Below are 17,771 nucleotides of genomic sequence, written 5' to 3'. Positions count from 1 at the left end.
AAATAATTATTTATGGTGGTTAAATATTAAGTTCTAAAATCAAATTTAGTTGAACACTTTTTACAAGTAACAACTATATTACCTTTACCTCTTGGAAGTCTAAGTTTTTGCTTGCAATTAGGACATTTAGTAATCTTATATTTACGATATTCAGTATATTTTAACTTAAAATTTTCAAAAATATAAGAAAAATTATTTAAATCATATACAGGTAAGTTATAAGGAATAGCTTTACCAAACTTTTTTAAAAATTTATTTGTATATGTATAAAACACATTATATTCATTTTTCCTTTTATATATTTTTTTTGAGAATGCTCTATATACAGCATAAATTAAAACAATAGTTCCTAAAATTCTAGTATAATCAAAAATATTAAGTATGCAAGAAAATAGAATTAATATTAATGATAATAAATCAAATCCGTATGTGCCTTTTAGAAAGTTCACATAATCACCCCCGAATTAGTAAAATTACTCTATTTAGTTTTAGGATAATTATAATATAAAATTTATGGTTGTACAATTTATTTTATATTAATAAATGTGAATAAAAAATTAATAATTGGTATAACATAGTAGTGTAGTCACCGGGTTACAGAGTAATCCGAAAATGATTATGGGGCGTTGCAATAAAAAATGCAACGTCTTTTGTTTTTTGTAACCATAATGGTACATACTTCGTATTTTGTATTAGATAAATAAAACTAATGATAAAATGAGGGGTTTATATGGTTACCGAAGAAATGGTATTAACAGAATATAGTTATGTATCTAAAGATAGTATAGCTAATGGAGTTCCAGATGGTATAAAAATTATCGGAGCACCGGAATTTTGGAGAAAGGGTCATTGGGGAGAGGGCGTTACAATTGCTGTAATTGATACTGGATGTGATATTAATCATCAAAATTTAAAAGATAGAATAATAGGTGTTAGAAATTTTACTGATGAAGATAATGGAGATGTTAATATTGTTAATGATTATGTTGGACATGGTACTCATGTTGCTGGGATTATAGCAGCTAGTGATATTGGTAATGGAATTATTGGTGTGGCACCCAAAGCAAATTTACTAATCTTAAAAGCTTTAGGAGCAAAGGGAGGAAATTATTTTACTGTTACAAATGCAATAGATTATGCAATAAATTCTAAAGTAGATATTATATCAATGTCTTTAGGTGGAAAAGTAGATGATGACCAATTGCATAAATCAATAAAAAATGCTGTTAATAAAGGAATACTTGTAGTTTGTGCAGTCGGAAATGATGGAGATAATAATTCTGAAAGTATGGAAATAAATTATCCTGCAATGTATAGTGAAGTTATTTCAGTTGGATCAATTAATTCAGATAAAAAAAGTAGTATTTTCTCTGCATCTAATAATGAGATAGATTTAGTGGCGCCAGGACAAGGTATTGGGAATAGTGGTATTATATCTACAGCTCCATCAGGAAGATTTGCAGAAATGCAAGGAACATCAATGGCAACACCACATGTAGCAGGAGCGTTAGCTTTAATAATAAATTGGGCTAAAGATGAATTTAAAAGAAAACTTACTGAAGTAGAGTTATATGCACAATTAATAAAGAAGACTGTTTCTTTAGGATATAGTAAAAGTATAGAAGGAAATGGAATGTTATTTCTAGGTGCAGATGAAATAATAAGTAGAGTATTAAAGAATAATAAATTATTTAATGAATTAACAAATGAACTAATAAAACAATAAATTTGAAGTGAAAATAAAGAAGCTGTATCAAATTATTATTATAAGCAATTTTTTAATTATGCTAAGATAGGGTTTTGATACAGCTATTTTTATTTAAATAGTACATTCTTAAAAAATAATAATATAACTACTGATTGAAATAGTAGAATAATAGGAAATCCTAATGTGAATTTTAAATGTTTGGTTTTATGTCTAAAAGTATATATACCAAGAATTCCACCAATACTACCACCCATAAGAGCAGATAAGAATAGTGTTTTTTCGCTTATTCTCCATTTTTTTAATTTTGCCTTTTCTTTATCTATTCCCATAAGAGAAAAAAGTAGTAAATTAATAAACAATATATAAATTAATATGAACTTCATAAAACCTCCTAAATAAAAAACACTGAAGTATAATTCCATCAGTGTTTTAGTAAAAATTATTTTTCTTCACCCTTAACTAATCTAATAATGTTACTTTTGTGTCTCCAAAATACTAGAAGACAAGCAAAAAGTGTTGCATAAACATAATATTTATTATAACCCAATAGAAGAGTCGATAAAAATAATGTAGCACCAGCTACTAAAGAACGAATTGAAACAATTTTTGTTACTAGTTTTAAACCAAAGAAAATTACAGCTGTAATTAAAAATGGTATAGGAACAACTATCATAAAGGCTGCAGCAGAAGTAGCAACACCCTTACCACCTTTAAATTTTAAAAATATAGTATAGTTATGTCCTAAAATTGCAGCAATAGCAACTAAGGATAAGCTAAGGCTTTCGTTTGTTTGTAGTATATCAGTCCAAATTAAAATACGTGTTAATAATACTGGAATAATAGCTTTTAACATATCACAAATTGCAGTTATTTTTGAAAGTTTTTCTCCAGCCACTCTTTTTACATTTGTTGCCCCAATATTTCCGCTTCCGTAATCTCTTACATCTTTATTAAGTTTCTTTTTTACTAAAATATATCCACTAGGAATTGAACCCATAAGATATGAAAAAATAATCAGTAATGGTAACATGGATACCTCCTTATATATATCTTTACATAAATATAATATTTAAGAATGTTAAATTATGCAAGGAATATTTATAAATAAAAATGATTAAGTAACATAACTTTAATAACAATAATATATAAAGGAACATATAATATATAATAAATAAGGGAAAGGTAAATAGTGATATGGAAAAGTGGGATGAATTTGCTATTATAACTTTTATTACTTGTGATGCTATATTAGAAAATATTTATGAGATTAAGAATTTTTATAAATATTTTCTGGAAAAAATTAAATTTGATGCTAAAGATATAATTAATAGGTTATTTAGATAATTATTTTCACAGATAATAATATATAAAAATAACATCAGAGAAAAAATGGTAAACATAAATTTTTTTAAATTAGGAAAGTATAGATAGTATAAAAGTTTTATTAAAAATATTAATTGGGAAAAATATGAATAAAGTTTAAAAATTGAGTTTATTTGACAGATAAATGAAGGAAAATTTGAAAAAAATGGGTATATTTAATATTATTAATAAAAAATTAAAATACAAAAAAGGATAGATTGGGAAAAATATTGACAAATATAAAGCAATTGTCGTATTCTGTAATAGCGCGGAAAAATAGCGGTTTTTATATTTACATAGTAGACGGATTAAAAAAAGCATGAGGTGAATTATCAATGGGAATAAGACTAGAAAAACTAGTTGTAAAATTTGGAGATTTTAAGGCGCTTAATGAAGTTACGCTACAAATTCCGAAAGGAAAGTTAGTTTCATTATTAGGACCTTCAGGATCAGGAAAGTCAACAACATTATTTACTATTTCAGGAATTCATAAACCACACAGTGGAAAGATTTACTTCGGAGATAGAGATGTAACTGGATTAGAACCAGAAGAATTAGGAATAGGATTAGTATTCCAAAATTATGCATTATACCCACATATGACAGTTAGAGAAAATATATTATTTCCTTTAAAAAATTTAAAATGGGATAAAGCAGAAGCTGAAAAAAGAGCGGTAGAGGTTGCTAAAATTGTAAAAATTGAAAGTCAATTAGATAAAAAGCCATCTCAATTATCTGGAGGGCAACAACAAAGAGTTGCTATTGCAAGAGCATTAGCTAAGAAGCCAGATATTTTACTTCTTGATGAGCCTTTATCAAACTTAGATACAAAGTTAAGAGTTGAAACAAGACAGGAAATTAGAAGAATTCAAAAGGAAACAGGTGTTACAGCTATATTTGTAACTCATGACCAAGAAGAAGCTATGTCTATTTCAGACGAAATTGTATTAATGAAAGATGGTGCAATTCAACAAATTTCATCACCAAGTGATATATATATGAACCCAGTTAATAAATTTGTTGCATCTTTCATAGGAAGTCCAGAAATGAACTTTGTAGATTTAGATTGTAAAGATGGAGTGTCTGTTGTTGATTCATTAACAATAGAAAACTTACCTAAAGATAAATCAAAAGTCGTTTTAGGTGTAAGAGCAGAAGATTTTGAAGTAACAGATAAAGGTTTAAAAACTAAAGTTGTTACAGTAGAAATATTAGGTAGAGAAAGACTGTTAACATTAAACCATAACGGTGCTATATATAAAATGTTAGTTGACAAAGAATTCTTTATTGATGAAGGTGCTGAACTAATGATTAAGCCAAAGACAGGAAAGAGTTATGTGTTTGATGCTGAAAGTGAGGAGTTCATAACAAAATGCTAAAGAAGAAAAATAAATTTAAGGGATATATATATTTACTACCTGCACTTATAATACTAGGTATTTTTGTGTTTTATCCTATAATCAATACAATAATTTTTAGTTTTGATGAAACTAAAGCTAGTGGATTTGTTTTTGGATTTGGATCATATAAATATCTATTACAAGATAAAAGATTTATACAATCTTTAATCAATACTGTAATTTATGCTGCTATAGTTCCAGCATTATCAGTGTTTATTTCTTTATTAATTGCTAATGCTTTAGCTAATATAAAAAATGAAAAAGTAAGAGGTGTATTCCAAAGTATTTACTTTTTACCTTATGTAACTTCATTAGTTGCTATAGGAATAGTATGGTCTTGGTTATTTAATTCTGAATATGGAATTATTAATTTCTTATTAGGAAAAATGGGGATAAATCCAATAAATTGGCTTAATGACCCTAAATATGCAATGATAGCATTAATAATATTTGCAGTTTGGAAGAGTTTGGCGTTTAATACGTTGATATTAACTACAGGTATTGCATCAATAAATCCACAGTATTATCAAGCTGCTAAGATTGACCAAGCAACAAGTGGAACTATATTTAGAAAAATAACTGTTAAATTAGTTTCTCCTATGATTGCATATACATATGTCATTAGTTTAATAGCTGCTTTTAAGGTTTACACAGAGGTTTATGTTCTATTTGGAGGACGTACACTAGATGGTGCAGTTTCAACTGTTGTTAGATATATAATTGATAGATTCTATGGGGATCAAGATTTTCCATTGGCATTTGCCGCTTCAGTTGTTCTATTAATTATAATATTAACTGTTACTTTAGTGCAAAAAACAGTTGCTCGTAATAAGATTCATTACTAAGAGGTGTAAATATGAAAAATAAAAATAATTTTAAAGCATTCATTAAATACTTCTTATTAGTTGTATTTGCTATTGTAACGCTATTTCCATTTTATTGGATGATAGCATCATCTTTAAAGTCAAGTTTTGAAGTTATTCAAACACCACCAACAATGGTTCCAGATAAATTTATGTGGAGTAACTTTAGTACTGCATTAGCAATGGCTCCTTTTGGAAGATATTTTATAAATACAATAATAGTTACAGCTTTAAGTATAATAAGTACAGTTGTAATTTCAATATTATCAGCTTTTGCTTTTTCTCATCTTGAGTTTAAGGGCAGAGATTTAATATTTGCTATTTTCCTAGCATCAATGATGATACCAGGAGAAGTATTAATAGTAACTAACTTTAAAACAATTTCAGCTATGAATTTAATTGATAGTTATTCAGCATTATTTGTACCTTACATGGCAAATGTATTGTATATTTATATGCTTAGAGAATTCTTCTTAAAGATTCCAAAACAATTATATTATGCTGCAAAAATTGATGGTGCAAGCGATTGGAAATTCTTATGGAGGATAGTTGTGCCTATGGCAAAACCATCAATTATCACAATTTGTATATTAGTTGGAATAAATTCATGGAATGCATTCTTATGGCCATTACTTGTTACAAATAGTGATAACATGAGATTAGTTGCAAATGGATTAACTGCTTTCCAATCAGATGTAGGAAACAGATATGAATTATTAATGGCTGCTTCTACAATAATTACAATGCCAATAGTTGTAGTATATATGTTCTTACATAAAAAAATTATGAGTGGAATATCTATTGGTGGAATAAAAGGATAATATAAATAATTAGATATGTAGGGAAAGTGTGAATTAGAAGTTAAAATATTAATGCTTTAATTATTTATATAGAAGTTGTTATAAATGCTTTAATTATGTATATATAAAATTTAATACTTTATCTTTTAATCATCTTTTCTTAAATATATATATAAAATTAGGTTTTAGAGGTGAAACGAATGAAAAGAAGATTATTAGCATCTTTAATGACTGCAGTAGTTGCAGTTACAGCATTAACAGGCTGTTCAAAAAGTGATTCTACAAGCGAAAATATCGTTACAGAATTAAAAGAGCCAGTTACAATTGAAATGTGGCACTATATGACTGGAAAACAAGCAGAAGTGTTACAAAGTATAGTTGATGACTTTAACAGTTCAAATACTCAAGGAATAACAGTTAAAGCTTCAGCACAAGGTAGTATTGTTGACTTAAACAAAAAGGTTATAGCTGCATCACAATCAAATACTTTACCAGCTATAGTTAATGTTTATCCAGATGCGGCTACAGGTCTTATTAATGATGATAAGGTTGCGGACTTAACACCATATGTTAATGACAAAACTATAGGAATGGCAGAAGATATTAAAAACGACTTCATTCCAGATTTCATTAATGAATTATCACAATGGGGAGAAAATAAAATATATGGTCTTCCAATGACAAAATCTACAGAAGTTTTATATGTAAATAAAACTTTATTAGAGAAATTAGGATATACTGTTGATGATTTAAAAGATTTAACATTTGAAAAATTAGCAGAAATATCAGAAAAATCTCAAGCTCAATTAGGAATACCTGGATTTGGATTTGATTCAAGTTCAAACGCATTTATATCTAGTTTAAAGGAAGATGGAAAAGATTTCGTTCAACTAGATGGAAAAATAAATGTTGTTAATGATTGGTCTAAAGAATTCATGCAATTCTTCAGAAAAGAAACTCAAAGCGGAGCATTTAGAGTTCCTGGTGAAGATAAATTCTTATCAGGTCCATTCTCAAATCAAAAGCTTTTAGCTTATCAAGGTTCTTCAGCTGGATTCGCGCACATAAATACTAATGGTGCTTTTGAAATAGCTGTAGTAGAAGTTCCTCATTTTGAAGGAAAAGATAAAGCTGTTATTCAACAAGGGGCATCTTTATTTATAACTAAAGATGTTACTGCAGAAGCTCAATATGCTGCTTATGAATTTGTTAAATTTGCAACTAACACTGAAAATACAGCTAAGTTTGCAACAGCTACTGGATATTTACCAGTTAGAAAATCAGCTCAAGATTCAACTATAGTTCAAGAAGTATTAGCTGATACTACTTCTTTATATGGAAAAATATATGATGTTGCTAAGCAATCTTTAGGATTTGCTTACTTTACTCCTGCAATAAACAATGCTCAATCAGCTAGAACAGTTGCAGAAGAAAAATATGCATCTTATGTAACAGGAACTTCAGATGATGTTGATGCTATGTTAAAAGAAATGGAATCTCAAGTTGAGACTTCAATAAGCCGTCAATAATACATTGAAGAGCATAAAAAGATTTATACCCTGCTTAGCATTGCTAAGTAGGGGATTTTTTTATCAAATATATAATGAAATTAATTTTAAATAAATAATTAATTTATTTTAGGAGGTATTTAAATGAAAGAAGAAGTAATGAAAAATATAATAAGTAAAATTGAAGAGTATGATACTATAGCAATATATCGTCATGTTTTTCCCGATCCTGATTCATATAGTTCACAAACAGCTTTAAAAAGTATAATAAATAATACATATCCTAATAAAACTGTAGTGCTATTAGGTGAACATTCTAAAAATCTAGAATATATAAATGTTATGGATAAGGAAATAGAAATAAATAAAGATTGTTTAGCTATAATTGTAGATGTTGCTAATAAGGAAAGAGTTGATAATCAATCTTTTAATAATGCGGGTTATATAATGAAAATTGATCATCATAAACCATTTGATGCTCCGTTTGAAGATTTAACTTGGGTAGATACAGATTATTCTTCTTGTAGTGAAATGATTTTAGATTTGTATTTAGCAAATGAGGATAAATTAAAAATAGATAAAAAAGGAAGACGAGCTTTATTTACTGGTATAATTGGAGACACAGGAAGATTCTTATATATAGATAATCCAACAAAGTTATTTGAAAAATTATATAAGATAACTTTCGATTTAGAAACAAAAGAACTTTATGCAAATATGTATAGAAGAGAAGAAAGCGAATTAAAGTTTTTAGGATATATTTATAGTAATTATGTAACTACTGATAATGGAATGGCTTACCTAAAGGTAAAAAACGAAATTGCTAAAAAATATGGTTTAGAACCAATAAAAGCTGCTAGAATGGTAAATGCTCTTCAAGATACTGCAGGTATAATTAATTGGCATTTCTTTGTGGAAAAAGAAGATGGCTCAATTTTCTGTGAGTTTAGATCTAATGGTCCTAGAGTTAATGATATTGCATCTAACTTTGGTGGTGGTGGTCATATGTTAGCGGCTGGTGCATCACTTGAAAATTGGGAAAAGGTTGATGAAATAATAAAGGAATTTGATGAAAATTGTAAAAAATATAGAGATGATAATAAATAAAGTGTAAAAAAAGTACCTAAAGATTGATTTTTTGTGAAAGTTATCTTTAGGTGCTTTTTTATTAATTAAAAATATTTCAATTTAGTAATTTTATGGTATAATTAATTTATATTACTAATTAAGTAATATATAAACTGTGTTTTATAAGGTAGAATTAATTGAGGGTTTTGAGGAGGAGAAAATATGGCAAGATTTACATTACCAAGAGATATTTATCATGGTAAAGGTTCATTAGAAGTATTAAAGACACTAAAGGGGAAAAAGGCCGTAGTAGTTGTTGGTGGCGGCTCAATGAAAAGATTTGGTTTCTTAGATAAAGTAGAAAGTTATTTAAAAGAAGCTGGAATAGAAGTTAAATTAATAGAAGGAGTAGAACCGGATCCATCAGTCGAAACTGTTATGAGTGGAGCAGCTGTAATGAGAGATTTTGAACCAGATTGGATAGTTGCTATGGGTGGAGGATCACCAATAGATGCAGCAAAAGCAATGTGGATTTTTTATGAATATCCTGATTTTACTTTTGAACAAGCTGTGGTACCTTTTGGGTTACCAGAGTTAAGACAAAAAGCTAAGTTTGTAGCAATACCATCAACTTCAGGAACTGCTACAGAAGTAACAGCTTTCTCAGTAATTACAGATTATAAAGCTAAGATTAAATATCCTTTAGCAGATTTTAATATAACTCCAGATATTGCAATAGTTGATCCAGAGCTAGCACAAACAATGCCAGCTAAACTTGTTGCTCATACTGGAATGGATGCATTAACACATGCTATAGAAGCGTATACGGCTTCATTAAGATCGAATTTTTCAGATCCATTAGCTTTAAAAGCTATTGATATGGTTAATGAACATTTAGTTAAGTCCTTTGAAGGTGATGTAGAGGCAAGAAACTTAATGCATGAAGCTCAATGTTTAGCAGGTATGTCATTTAGTAATGCTTTGTTAGGAATAGTACATTCAATGGCTCACAAGGTTGGAGCAGTATTCCATATTCCGCATGGATGTGCAAATGCAATATTCCTACCATATGTAATTCAATATAATAGAACAGAATGTGAAAGTAGATATGCTGATATAGCAAGAATGTTAAAATTAGAAGGAAATACAGATGCTGAATTAACAGATTCATTAATAGCAAAAATAAATGAATTTAATGTAGCATTAAATATTCCAGCATCAATGAAAGAGTATGGAGTAACTGAAGAAGATTTCTTAGCTAATGTTAAACATATAGCTCATAATGCAGTTTTAGATGCGTGTACTGGATCTAATCCAAGATCAATTGATGATGAAACAATGGAAAAATTACTTTCATGTACATTCTATGGAAATAAAGTTAACTTTTAATAAGAAATAATTGAAATATATTGTGTAAATTAAGAATGCATTTTCAAAGAGCTATCTTTAAAAGTGCATTCTTAAGCTTATAAGTAAAATTATAAATTTAAATTTATAAAAATATATAACATAAGAAAATATGGGGGTTATTAAGGTGTATAAAATAACAAGTAAAAGATTATTAACAGAAAACATATATTTAATGGACATAGAGGCTCCAAGAGTAGCTAAGTCAGCTCAACCAGGACAGTTTATTATTGTTAAAAATAATGAAAAAGGTGAAAGAATTCCTTTAACTATTGCTGATTATGACAGGGAAAAGGGAACTGTAACAATAGTGTTTCAAACTGTTGGATACGGAACTAAAGAGTTAGCTACTTTTGAAGTTGGAGACTATGTGCAAGATTTTGTTGGACCATTAGGGCAGCCTAGTGAATTTGTTCATGAAGATTTAAATGAGCTTAAAAATAAGAAAGTTTTATTTGTAGCTGGAGGAGTAGGTGCTGCACCTGTTTATCCTCAAGTTAAATGGTTCCATGAAAATAATATAGATGTTGATGTTATAATCGGGGCAAGAAATAAAGAATTAGTTATATTAGAAGAAGAAATGAAGAAAGTAGCTAAAGATTTATATATATCTACTGATGATGGCTCTTATGGTTTTAATGGTAGAGTAACAGATTGTTTATTAGATTTAGTAAATAACAAGTCTAAGAAGTATGATCATGCTGTTGTTATAGGACCGATGATAATGATGAAATTTATGTCTATGCTTACTAAGGATCTTGGAATAAAGACTACTGTAAGTTTAAATCCTATTATGGTTGATGGTACAGGAATGTGTGGTGCTTGTAGAGTTACAGTAGGTGATGAAGTTAAGTTTGCATGTGTTGATGGACCAGAATTTGATGGTCATCTTGTAGATTTTGATGAAAGTATGAGAAGACAATCTCTTTATAAAAGTGAAGAAGGTAGAGCTATACTTAAATTAGAAGAAGGCGACACACATCATAGAGAAGGTTGCGGATGCGGAGGACATAAGTAATGAATAAAATAGTAGATAGAATGAAGAGAATACCGGTAAGAGAACAAGAAGCTAGTGTAAGAGCAAAGAATTTTGAAGAGGTTTGTTTAGGATATGATGAGGAAAGAGCTTTAGATGAAGCGAGCAGATGTTTAGGATGTAAAAATCCAAAGTGTGTAAGCGGATGCCCAGTATCAATAGACATACCAGGATTTATATCTCATGTTAAAGAAGGCGACTTTGAAGGTGCAGCAAAGGAAATTGCAAAGTATAGTGCATTACCAGCTGTTTGTGGTAGAGTATGTCCTCAAGAATCACAATGTGAAGGTAAGTGTGTATTAGGAATAAAAGGTGATCCGGTTGCAATTGGTAAACTAGAAAAATTTACTGCAGATTGGGCTAGAAAACATAATATTGATCTTTCGGATAAGGAAGAATCAAAGGGTAAAAATGTAGCTGTAATAGGTTCAGGCCCAGCAGGTCTTACTTGTGCAGGAGATTTAGCTAAAAAAGGATATGATGTTACTATATTTGAAGCTTTACATGAGGCTGGTGGAGTTTTAGTTTATGGTATACCAGAGTTTAGATTACCAAAGGAAGAGGTAGTGAAATCTGAAATTGATAATATTAAAAAATTAGGTGTAAAAATTGAAACTAATGTAGTTGTAGGAAGAACTGTTACAATAGATTCTTTAATTGAAGATGAAGGGTTTGATGCTGTATTTATTGGATCAGGAGCTGGACTTCCTAAATTTATGGGAATCCCAGGTGAAAATTCAAATGGAGTATTTTCAGCTAATGAATTCTTAACAAGAGTTAATTTAATGAAAGCATTTAAAGAAGAATATCATACACCAGTTAAAGTTGGTAAAAAAGTAGCTGTAGTTGGTGGTGGGAATGTTGCTATGGATGCTGCAAGAACAGCATTAAGACTTGGAGCAGAAACTCATATTGTATATAGAAGAAGTGAATCAGAGCTTCCAGCAAGACTTGAGGAAGTTCATCATGCAAAAGAAGAAGGAGTAATATTTGATGTATTGACTAATCCTACAGAAATTTTAACAGATGAAAATGGATGGGTTACAGGAATGAAGTGTGTTAAAATGGAACTTGGAGAGCCTGATGCATCAGGAAGAAGAAGACCAGTTGTTAAGGAAAATTCAGAGTTTGTTATGGATGTGGATACAGTAATAATGTCTCTTGGAACATCACCAAATCCTTTAATTTCTTCAACTACTAAAGGATTAGAAGTTAATAAATGGAAATGTATAGTTGCTGATGATGAAAGTGGACTTACAACTAAAGAAGGTGTTTATGCTGGTGGAGATGCAGTTACAGGAGCTGCCACTGTTATATTAGCAATGGGAGCAGGTAAAAAAGCTGCAGCAGCTATTGATGAATATTTAAGTAATAAATAACATGAAATTTAATTGACTTTTTTACAATAAATTAATAAAATTATCTTATAACTCCAAAGTTATTTTCTTTCTTTGGGGTTTTTCTTTATAAAAAAGGAAACTCCTTCGCCTAAATGTCAAATGAGTACACTATAAATGGATTCAAATGACCAAATTTAAATTTGGAGTTTCAGTTAACTTTGATTAACTAAATTTAAATTTAGCCTTTCAATTGTGAGGGGTAACAGTAGGTGTGATTATGAAATTAACAAAGGTTCAAAATAGATTTATAAAAAATAAGAATATGGGCTTTTCATTAATGAAAGGAAAAGCATTAACAGGAAAGACATTAGCAGCTTTACATAGAGTTATTAATTTAGAAAATAATTATTGTATTTATAATGAAGATAATATTTTATATTTATCTTCAAATTATGAAGAATTAGAAAAAAGTAAAAGTTTATATAAAGAAAAAAGTAAAGTTAGTGAGTTTTATTCGCTATTTAGTATGGATAAAGAAAGAGTTGAGTTTAATTTAGTAAGGACGTTAATAAAAGATTTTTCAAAAAAATATATAAATGAAAAAAAGTTAAAATTAAAATTTATTTCTTTTGAAGAAGGGTATAACTTTACAAAACATAAAGAATTTTATGATGAACTAGTATTTTTCAGTAAAAAATCTAAGGTTATTAATAAAGTTACAAGTGAAGACCTATATGATGAAATTATGTGGATAAAAGCATGTAATTTTACAAGGGAAGAATATAACGAAGTTGAAAGAAAAGGTAGAAAATATAGATTAATAAGAAATTCTTATACGAGAAATTCAATATATACACTTATGGAAATATATACGTCAATATTAAGAGATAACGGATATTATGATTGTTATGATGAAGTATCATTAGCTATAAAATATGGACAAAATGCTAAAGGGAAATATACTCATATAGTTTTAGATAATGTAGAGTCACTGACTAAAGGTGAAATAGAATTTGTAAAAAGTATTTACTCTAATAATCCTTATTCATCATTTGTTTTTATTGTTAATAATGAAGCTTATAATGATAAAATGTGCTGGCTTATAAATGGGAGAAAGTTTAAAACCCTTGGGACAGATTTTAAAGGGAAAACTTTTGCATTTAAAAAAGAATTTAAGGAAGATAGAAATATTAATAAAAACTATATGAATACATTCCAATATGTAAATTTAAAATATAAAAATATAGTTGAATTTAACGTTGATAGTTATTCATCTAAAAAAGAAATTTATTTAGAGGATAATACTATATTTAATGAAGACGAACTAATTGAAGTTGATGTTTATAACAATATAGCAGCGGGAAATCCTATTGAAATCAATGATGAGGTAGAGGAGAAATTTAATTTGCCTAAAAGTTGGTTAGAAAGAGGTAAGGATACTTTTATACTTCATGTTAAAGGTGATAGTATGATTAATAAAAATATTGATGATGGAGATTTAGTTGTAATAAAAAGACAAAATACAGCACTAAATAATGATATTGTTGCAGCTAGCTTAGATGGAGAAGCAACTTTAAAGACTTTAAAGCTAAATGGTAAAGAGCCTATGTTAGTTCCAGCAAACTCTAAATATAGTGAAATATATTTAGAAGGAAAAGAAGTAAATATATTAGGTGTAGCTATTGGGGTAATAAAGAATAAATTGAATTAAGTATCAAGGGGGCTATAAAATGATTTCAAGTAAAATGAAAGATATGGTTTTAAACAGTTCTACTATTAGAGCTATGTTTGAAGAGGGGAAAAGATTATCGAAGATATATGGAGAAGAGAATGTTTTTGATTTTAGTATAGGTAATCCTAATGTAGAACCACCTAACGAAATCAAAGAGATTATTAATAATATTATAAATGAAGAAAAACCTAACTTTCTTCATGGATATATGAATAATTCAGGATATGAAGATGTAAGAGAAGCAATAGCTAATGATTTAAGTAAGAAGCATAGCCTTGAATTAAAATGTGAAAATATAGTTATGACTTGTGGTGCGGCTGGAGGATTAAATATAATTTTAAAAAGTATCTTAGATCCAGGAGACGAAGTTATTGTTTTTGCACCTTTCTTTGGAGAGTATATTAATTATGTAAAAAACTTTGATGGAGTTGTAACTGTTATATCAGCAGATACGGAAAGTTTTCAGTTAAATTTAGAGGGACTAAAAAATAAAATATCAAATAATACTAAAGCTATAATTATAAACTCTCCTAATAATCCAAGTGGAGTTATATATAATGAAAAAACAATAAAAGAATTATCAGAAATATTAAATGAAAAAGAGCTAGAGTTTAATAAAGATATTTATTTAATTTCAGATGAGCCATATAGAGAAATAATATATGATAATACAACGGTTCCATGTATATTAAACTATTATAATAATTCATTTATAGGATATTCATATAGTAAATCATTATCTCTTCCAGGCGAAAGAATAGGTTATATTGTAATTAACCCTAAAATAAATACATTTAATGATGTAGCATCAGCATTGAATATATCCAATAGAATTTTAGGGTTTGTTAATGCTCCGTCACTTTTTCAAAGGGTAATAAAAGAAAGTTTGAATTTAGAAGTAGATGTTAATATTTATAAGAGAAATAGAGATTTATTATATAGCCATTTAACTTCTATAGGATTTGAATGCTTAAAGCCGGATGGAGCTTTTTATCTTTTCCCAAAATCTCCAATAGATGATGATGTTAAGTTTTGTGAAGATGCTAAAAAGTTTAATATATTAGCTGTTCCGGGAAAAACCTTTGGATGCCCAGGGTATTTTCGATTATCTTATTGTATAGCATATGATAAAATTGAAAGATCTTTAAAGGCTTTTGATGAACTTATAAAATTATATAATTGAATAAAAAAATACAAATTTGGGCAAGTTTTAAATGGGGGAACTTAAATGTTGCTATAGCCCCTTGTATTTGTTAGTAAAGTATGCTAGAATGTATTAAGAAGTAATTTACTAATAGCTAGAAAATGAAGAGTGGGGCTTGTTCCCGCTCTTTCTATTTGAACGCAACTACTTTTTAGTTGCGTTTTTGCATACCTATTTTTTAAATTACTTAAAAACTGAATATTGCAAAGGAGGATAATTATGAAAATTGATGCCTTAGTTACTCAAATTTATGAAATGGTTAAACCCATAGCAGATGAACTTAACTATGAAATATACCATATTGAATATGTTAAGGAAAATGGAGAATATTATTTAAGAATATATATAGAAAAAGAAGGCGGAATCACTTTAAATGATTGTGAAGCACTTTCAAGAAGAGTAAGTGATATTATGGATGAAAAAGATCCTATACCTGAAGCTTATTTCTTAGAAGTTTCATCACCAGGCTTAAATAGAACTATATTTACTGAAGCTCACTACAAAAGATTTATAGGTAGAGAAGTAATGGTTAAGTTTACAAAAGCCATCGATGGAAAGAAAAATGTTAAGGGTATTTTAAAGGAAGTTAATGAAAATAATATAATAATTGAAGCGGACACTTTAATAAGCATACCAAAAGATAAAATAAAAAGTGCAAATATTGAAGGGGAAATATAGTAAGGAGGGTATTTAAGATGAACCAAGAGTTTATAGGTGCTCTTAAAGAAATAGTAAAAGATAAAGGTATTAGTGAAGATTTATTATTTACAACAATTGAGGATGCGTTAGTTGCAGCGTATAAGAAAAATTATGCTGGACCAACATCTTCTGCTCAAAATGTAAAGGTAACAATTGATAGAGAAACTGGAGAAATACATGTATACTCTCAAAAAATTGTAGTTGAAGAAGTTTTTGATACTGTTACTGAAATTGGATTAGAAGAAGCACAAGAAATAAAGCCTACATATGATTTAGATGATGTGGTTGATTTTGAAGTTACTCCAAAGAATTTTGGAAGAGTTGCAGCACAGCTTGCAAAGGGTGTAGTAACTCAAAGAATAAGAGAAGCTGAAAGAAGTATAATATATAATGAATATAAAGAAAAAGAATATGATATTATTACTGGAACAGTTTTAAGAGAAGATAAAGGAAATGTTTTTGTTAACATTGGTAAGCTTGAAACAGCAATAGGACCTAATGAGCAAATTCCAAGAGAAAAGTATAAATTTAATGAAAAAATTAAATTATATGTTGTAGAAGTTAAAAATACTTCTAAGGGTGCTCAAATAATAGTATCTAGAACTCATCCAGGATTAGTGAAGAGACTATTTGAATTAGAAGTTCCAGAAATATATGAGGGTGTTGTTGAAATAAAGAGTATCTCAAGAGAAGCAGGATCAAGAAGCAAAATTGCTGTAGTATCTCATGATGAAAATGTTGATCCTATGGGAGCTTGTGTTGGACCTAAGGGTGCAAGAGTTCAAAACATAGTAAATGAACTTAAGGGCGAAAAAATAGATATAATTAAATGGAGTAAAAACCCAGAAGAATTTATAGCAAGTTCTTTAAGCCCAGCAAAAGTAGTAAGTGTAACAGTTGATGAAGATGCAAAATCAGCTAAGGTTATCGTAGATGATAATCAATTATCACTTGCTATTGGAAAAGAAGGTCAAAATGTTAGATTAGCTGCTAAGCTAACTAACTGGAAGATTGATATAAAGAGTAAGTCACAAGCTGAAGCAATAGAGGAATAAGGGGGATTTTTTTATGAAAGTAAAGAAAATACCTTTAAGAATGTGCACTGGCTGTATGGAAATGAAGCCTAAAAAAGAGCTTATCAGAGTTGTAAAAAGTCAAGATGGTGAAGTTTCTGTTGACTTAACAGGAAAGAAATCAGGTAGAGGTGCTTATATTTGTAAGAGCATTGAATGTTTAGAAAAAGCATTTAAGGCAAAGAGATTAAGTAGAAACCTTGATGTTGCAATAGATGAAGAAATATACAACAGATTAAGGGAAGAGATAGTTAATGAATAAGTTTTTTAATTTTTTAGGTCTTGCGAAAAGATCAGGAAATTTAATAGAGGGGTATAGCAAATGTGATGAACAACGAAATAGACGTAGTTTTTATCTTGTTATACTAAGTGATGATGCTTCTAATAGTACAAAAAAGAAGTTTAGAAATCATTGTGCTGAAAAGAAAATTCCTCTTATAGAAGGCTTTTCTAAGGAAGAACTAGGCAACCCAATTGGAAGAGAGGAAATAAAAGTTTTAGCTATAATAGATAAAAATATGGCTGAAAAGTTAATATCCTTGTACCAAAATGAAGAAGGAAGAAATTAACC

The 17,771-nt window shown here is 28.7% G+C and carries 18 protein-coding genes; 15 read left to right on the top strand and 3 right to left on the bottom strand.

Features of this window, described 5'->3' with window-relative positions; genetic code table 11:
* Positions 1 to 26: 26 nt before the first annotated feature.
* Entirely contained in the window at positions 27 to 449 is a 423-nt protein-coding gene (locus tag I4V51_RS07970) for a hypothetical protein (protein ID WP_195987796.1), read from the bottom strand.
* A gap of 281 nt (positions 450 to 730) precedes the next feature.
* Between I4V51_RS07970 and I4V51_RS07965 the strand changes: the two genes are divergently transcribed.
* The gene (locus tag I4V51_RS07965; RefSeq protein WP_195987795.1) at positions 731 to 1,726 is read left to right on the top strand and encodes a S8 family peptidase; all 996 of its coding nucleotides are present in this window, start codon (positions 731 to 733) and stop codon (positions 1,724 to 1,726) included.
* Between the two features lie 89 nt (positions 1,727 to 1,815).
* On the opposite strand, the gene I4V51_RS07960 is transcribed toward I4V51_RS07965, so the two are convergent.
* On the bottom strand, positions 1,816 to 2,091 hold the full coding sequence (locus I4V51_RS07960) for a DUF1294 domain-containing protein (protein ID WP_195987794.1): 276 nt from the start codon (positions 2,089 to 2,091) through the stop codon (positions 1,816 to 1,818).
* 56 nt (positions 2,092 to 2,147) lie between these two features.
* Positions 2,148 to 2,738, bottom strand: coding sequence for a glycerol-3-phosphate 1-O-acyltransferase PlsY (gene plsY, locus I4V51_RS07955; RefSeq protein ID WP_195987793.1), 591 nt, complete (start codon positions 2,736 to 2,738; stop codon positions 2,148 to 2,150).
* A 667-nt stretch (positions 2,739 to 3,405) separates the two neighbouring features.
* Here plsY and I4V51_RS07950 point away from each other — a divergent pair.
* The 14 genes from I4V51_RS07950 to I4V51_RS07885 all read left to right on the top strand — a co-directional run bounded on the left by I4V51_RS07950 (position 3,406) and on the right by I4V51_RS07885 (position 17,769).
* Positions 3,406 to 4,449 (top strand): ABC transporter ATP-binding protein, encoded by a 1,044-nt coding sequence (locus tag I4V51_RS07950; RefSeq protein ID WP_195987792.1) that lies wholly within the window; start codon positions 3,406 to 3,408, stop codon positions 4,447 to 4,449.
* Positions 4,443 to 5,315, top strand: a complete 873-nt coding sequence (locus I4V51_RS07945) for a sugar ABC transporter permease (RefSeq protein WP_195987791.1) — start codon at positions 4,443 to 4,445, stop codon at positions 5,313 to 5,315. Before I4V51_RS07950 ends, I4V51_RS07945 begins: the two co-directional genes overlap by 7 nt.
* Before the next feature lie 11 nt (positions 5,316 to 5,326).
* Positions 5,327 to 6,154 carry a carbohydrate ABC transporter permease gene (locus I4V51_RS07940; protein WP_195987790.1) on the top strand — a complete coding sequence of 276 codons (828 nt, stop codon included), beginning with the start codon at positions 5,327 to 5,329 and terminating at the stop codon, positions 6,152 to 6,154.
* Positions 6,155 to 6,333: 179 nt separating this feature from the next.
* Positions 6,334 to 7,662 carry an extracellular solute-binding protein gene (locus tag I4V51_RS07935; RefSeq protein WP_195987789.1) on the top strand — a complete coding sequence of 443 codons (1,329 nt, stop codon included), beginning with the start codon at positions 6,334 to 6,336 and terminating at the stop codon, positions 7,660 to 7,662.
* Positions 7,663 to 7,785: 123 nt separating this feature from the next.
* The gene (locus I4V51_RS07930; protein WP_195987788.1) at positions 7,786 to 8,748 is read left to right on the top strand and encodes a bifunctional oligoribonuclease/PAP phosphatase NrnA; all 963 of its coding nucleotides are present in this window, start codon (positions 7,786 to 7,788) and stop codon (positions 8,746 to 8,748) included.
* 183 nt (positions 8,749 to 8,931) lie between these two features.
* Positions 8,932 to 10,098 carry an iron-containing alcohol dehydrogenase gene (locus I4V51_RS07925; protein ID WP_195987787.1) on the top strand — a complete coding sequence of 389 codons (1,167 nt, stop codon included), beginning with the start codon at positions 8,932 to 8,934 and terminating at the stop codon, positions 10,096 to 10,098.
* Positions 10,099 to 10,243: 145 nt separating this feature from the next.
* Entirely contained in the window at positions 10,244 to 11,134 is an 891-nt protein-coding gene (locus I4V51_RS07920) for a sulfide/dihydroorotate dehydrogenase-like FAD/NAD-binding protein (protein WP_195987786.1), read from the top strand.
* A complete protein-coding gene (gene gltA, locus I4V51_RS07915) occupies positions 11,134 to 12,531 on the top strand; it encodes an NADPH-dependent glutamate synthase (RefSeq protein ID WP_195987785.1) in 1,398 nt (465 codons plus the stop codon). Before I4V51_RS07920 ends, gltA begins: the two co-directional genes overlap by 1 nt.
* 238 nt (positions 12,532 to 12,769) lie before the next feature.
* Complete coding sequence (gene lexA, locus I4V51_RS07910; RefSeq protein ID WP_195987784.1) at positions 12,770 to 14,203, top strand: transcriptional repressor LexA; 1,434 nt, start codon at positions 12,770 to 12,772, stop codon at positions 14,201 to 14,203.
* Between the two features lie 19 nt (positions 14,204 to 14,222).
* Positions 14,223 to 15,407, top strand: coding sequence for a pyridoxal phosphate-dependent aminotransferase (locus tag I4V51_RS07905; RefSeq protein ID WP_195987783.1), 1,185 nt, complete (start codon positions 14,223 to 14,225; stop codon positions 15,405 to 15,407).
* Between the two features lie 240 nt (positions 15,408 to 15,647).
* Entirely contained in the window at positions 15,648 to 16,106 is a 459-nt protein-coding gene (rimP, locus tag I4V51_RS07900) for a ribosome maturation factor RimP (protein ID WP_195987782.1), read from the top strand.
* Positions 16,107 to 16,123: 17 nt separating this feature from the next.
* Positions 16,124 to 17,182, top strand: a complete 1,059-nt coding sequence (gene nusA / locus I4V51_RS07895) for a transcription termination factor NusA (RefSeq protein ID WP_195987781.1) — start codon at positions 16,124 to 16,126, stop codon at positions 17,180 to 17,182.
* Positions 17,183 to 17,195: 13 nt separating this feature from the next.
* Positions 17,196 to 17,462 carry a YlxR family protein gene (locus I4V51_RS07890; RefSeq protein WP_195987780.1) on the top strand — a complete coding sequence of 89 codons (267 nt, stop codon included), beginning with the start codon at positions 17,196 to 17,198 and terminating at the stop codon, positions 17,460 to 17,462.
* The gene (locus I4V51_RS07885; RefSeq protein WP_195987779.1) at positions 17,455 to 17,769 is read left to right on the top strand and encodes a ribosomal L7Ae/L30e/S12e/Gadd45 family protein; all 315 of its coding nucleotides are present in this window, start codon (positions 17,455 to 17,457) and stop codon (positions 17,767 to 17,769) included. The genes I4V51_RS07890 and I4V51_RS07885 overlap by 8 nt, the downstream gene beginning before the upstream one ends.
* Positions 17,770 to 17,771 lie beyond the last annotated feature (2 nt).

The organism is Clostridium sp. D53t1_180928_C8, assembly GCF_015667795.1.
Taxonomy (GTDB): Bacteria; Bacillota; Clostridia; order Clostridiales; family Clostridiaceae; genus Clostridium.
The sequence above is the reverse complement of the archived record's forward strand: the minus strand, read 5'-3'. Positions and strand labels throughout refer to the sequence as shown.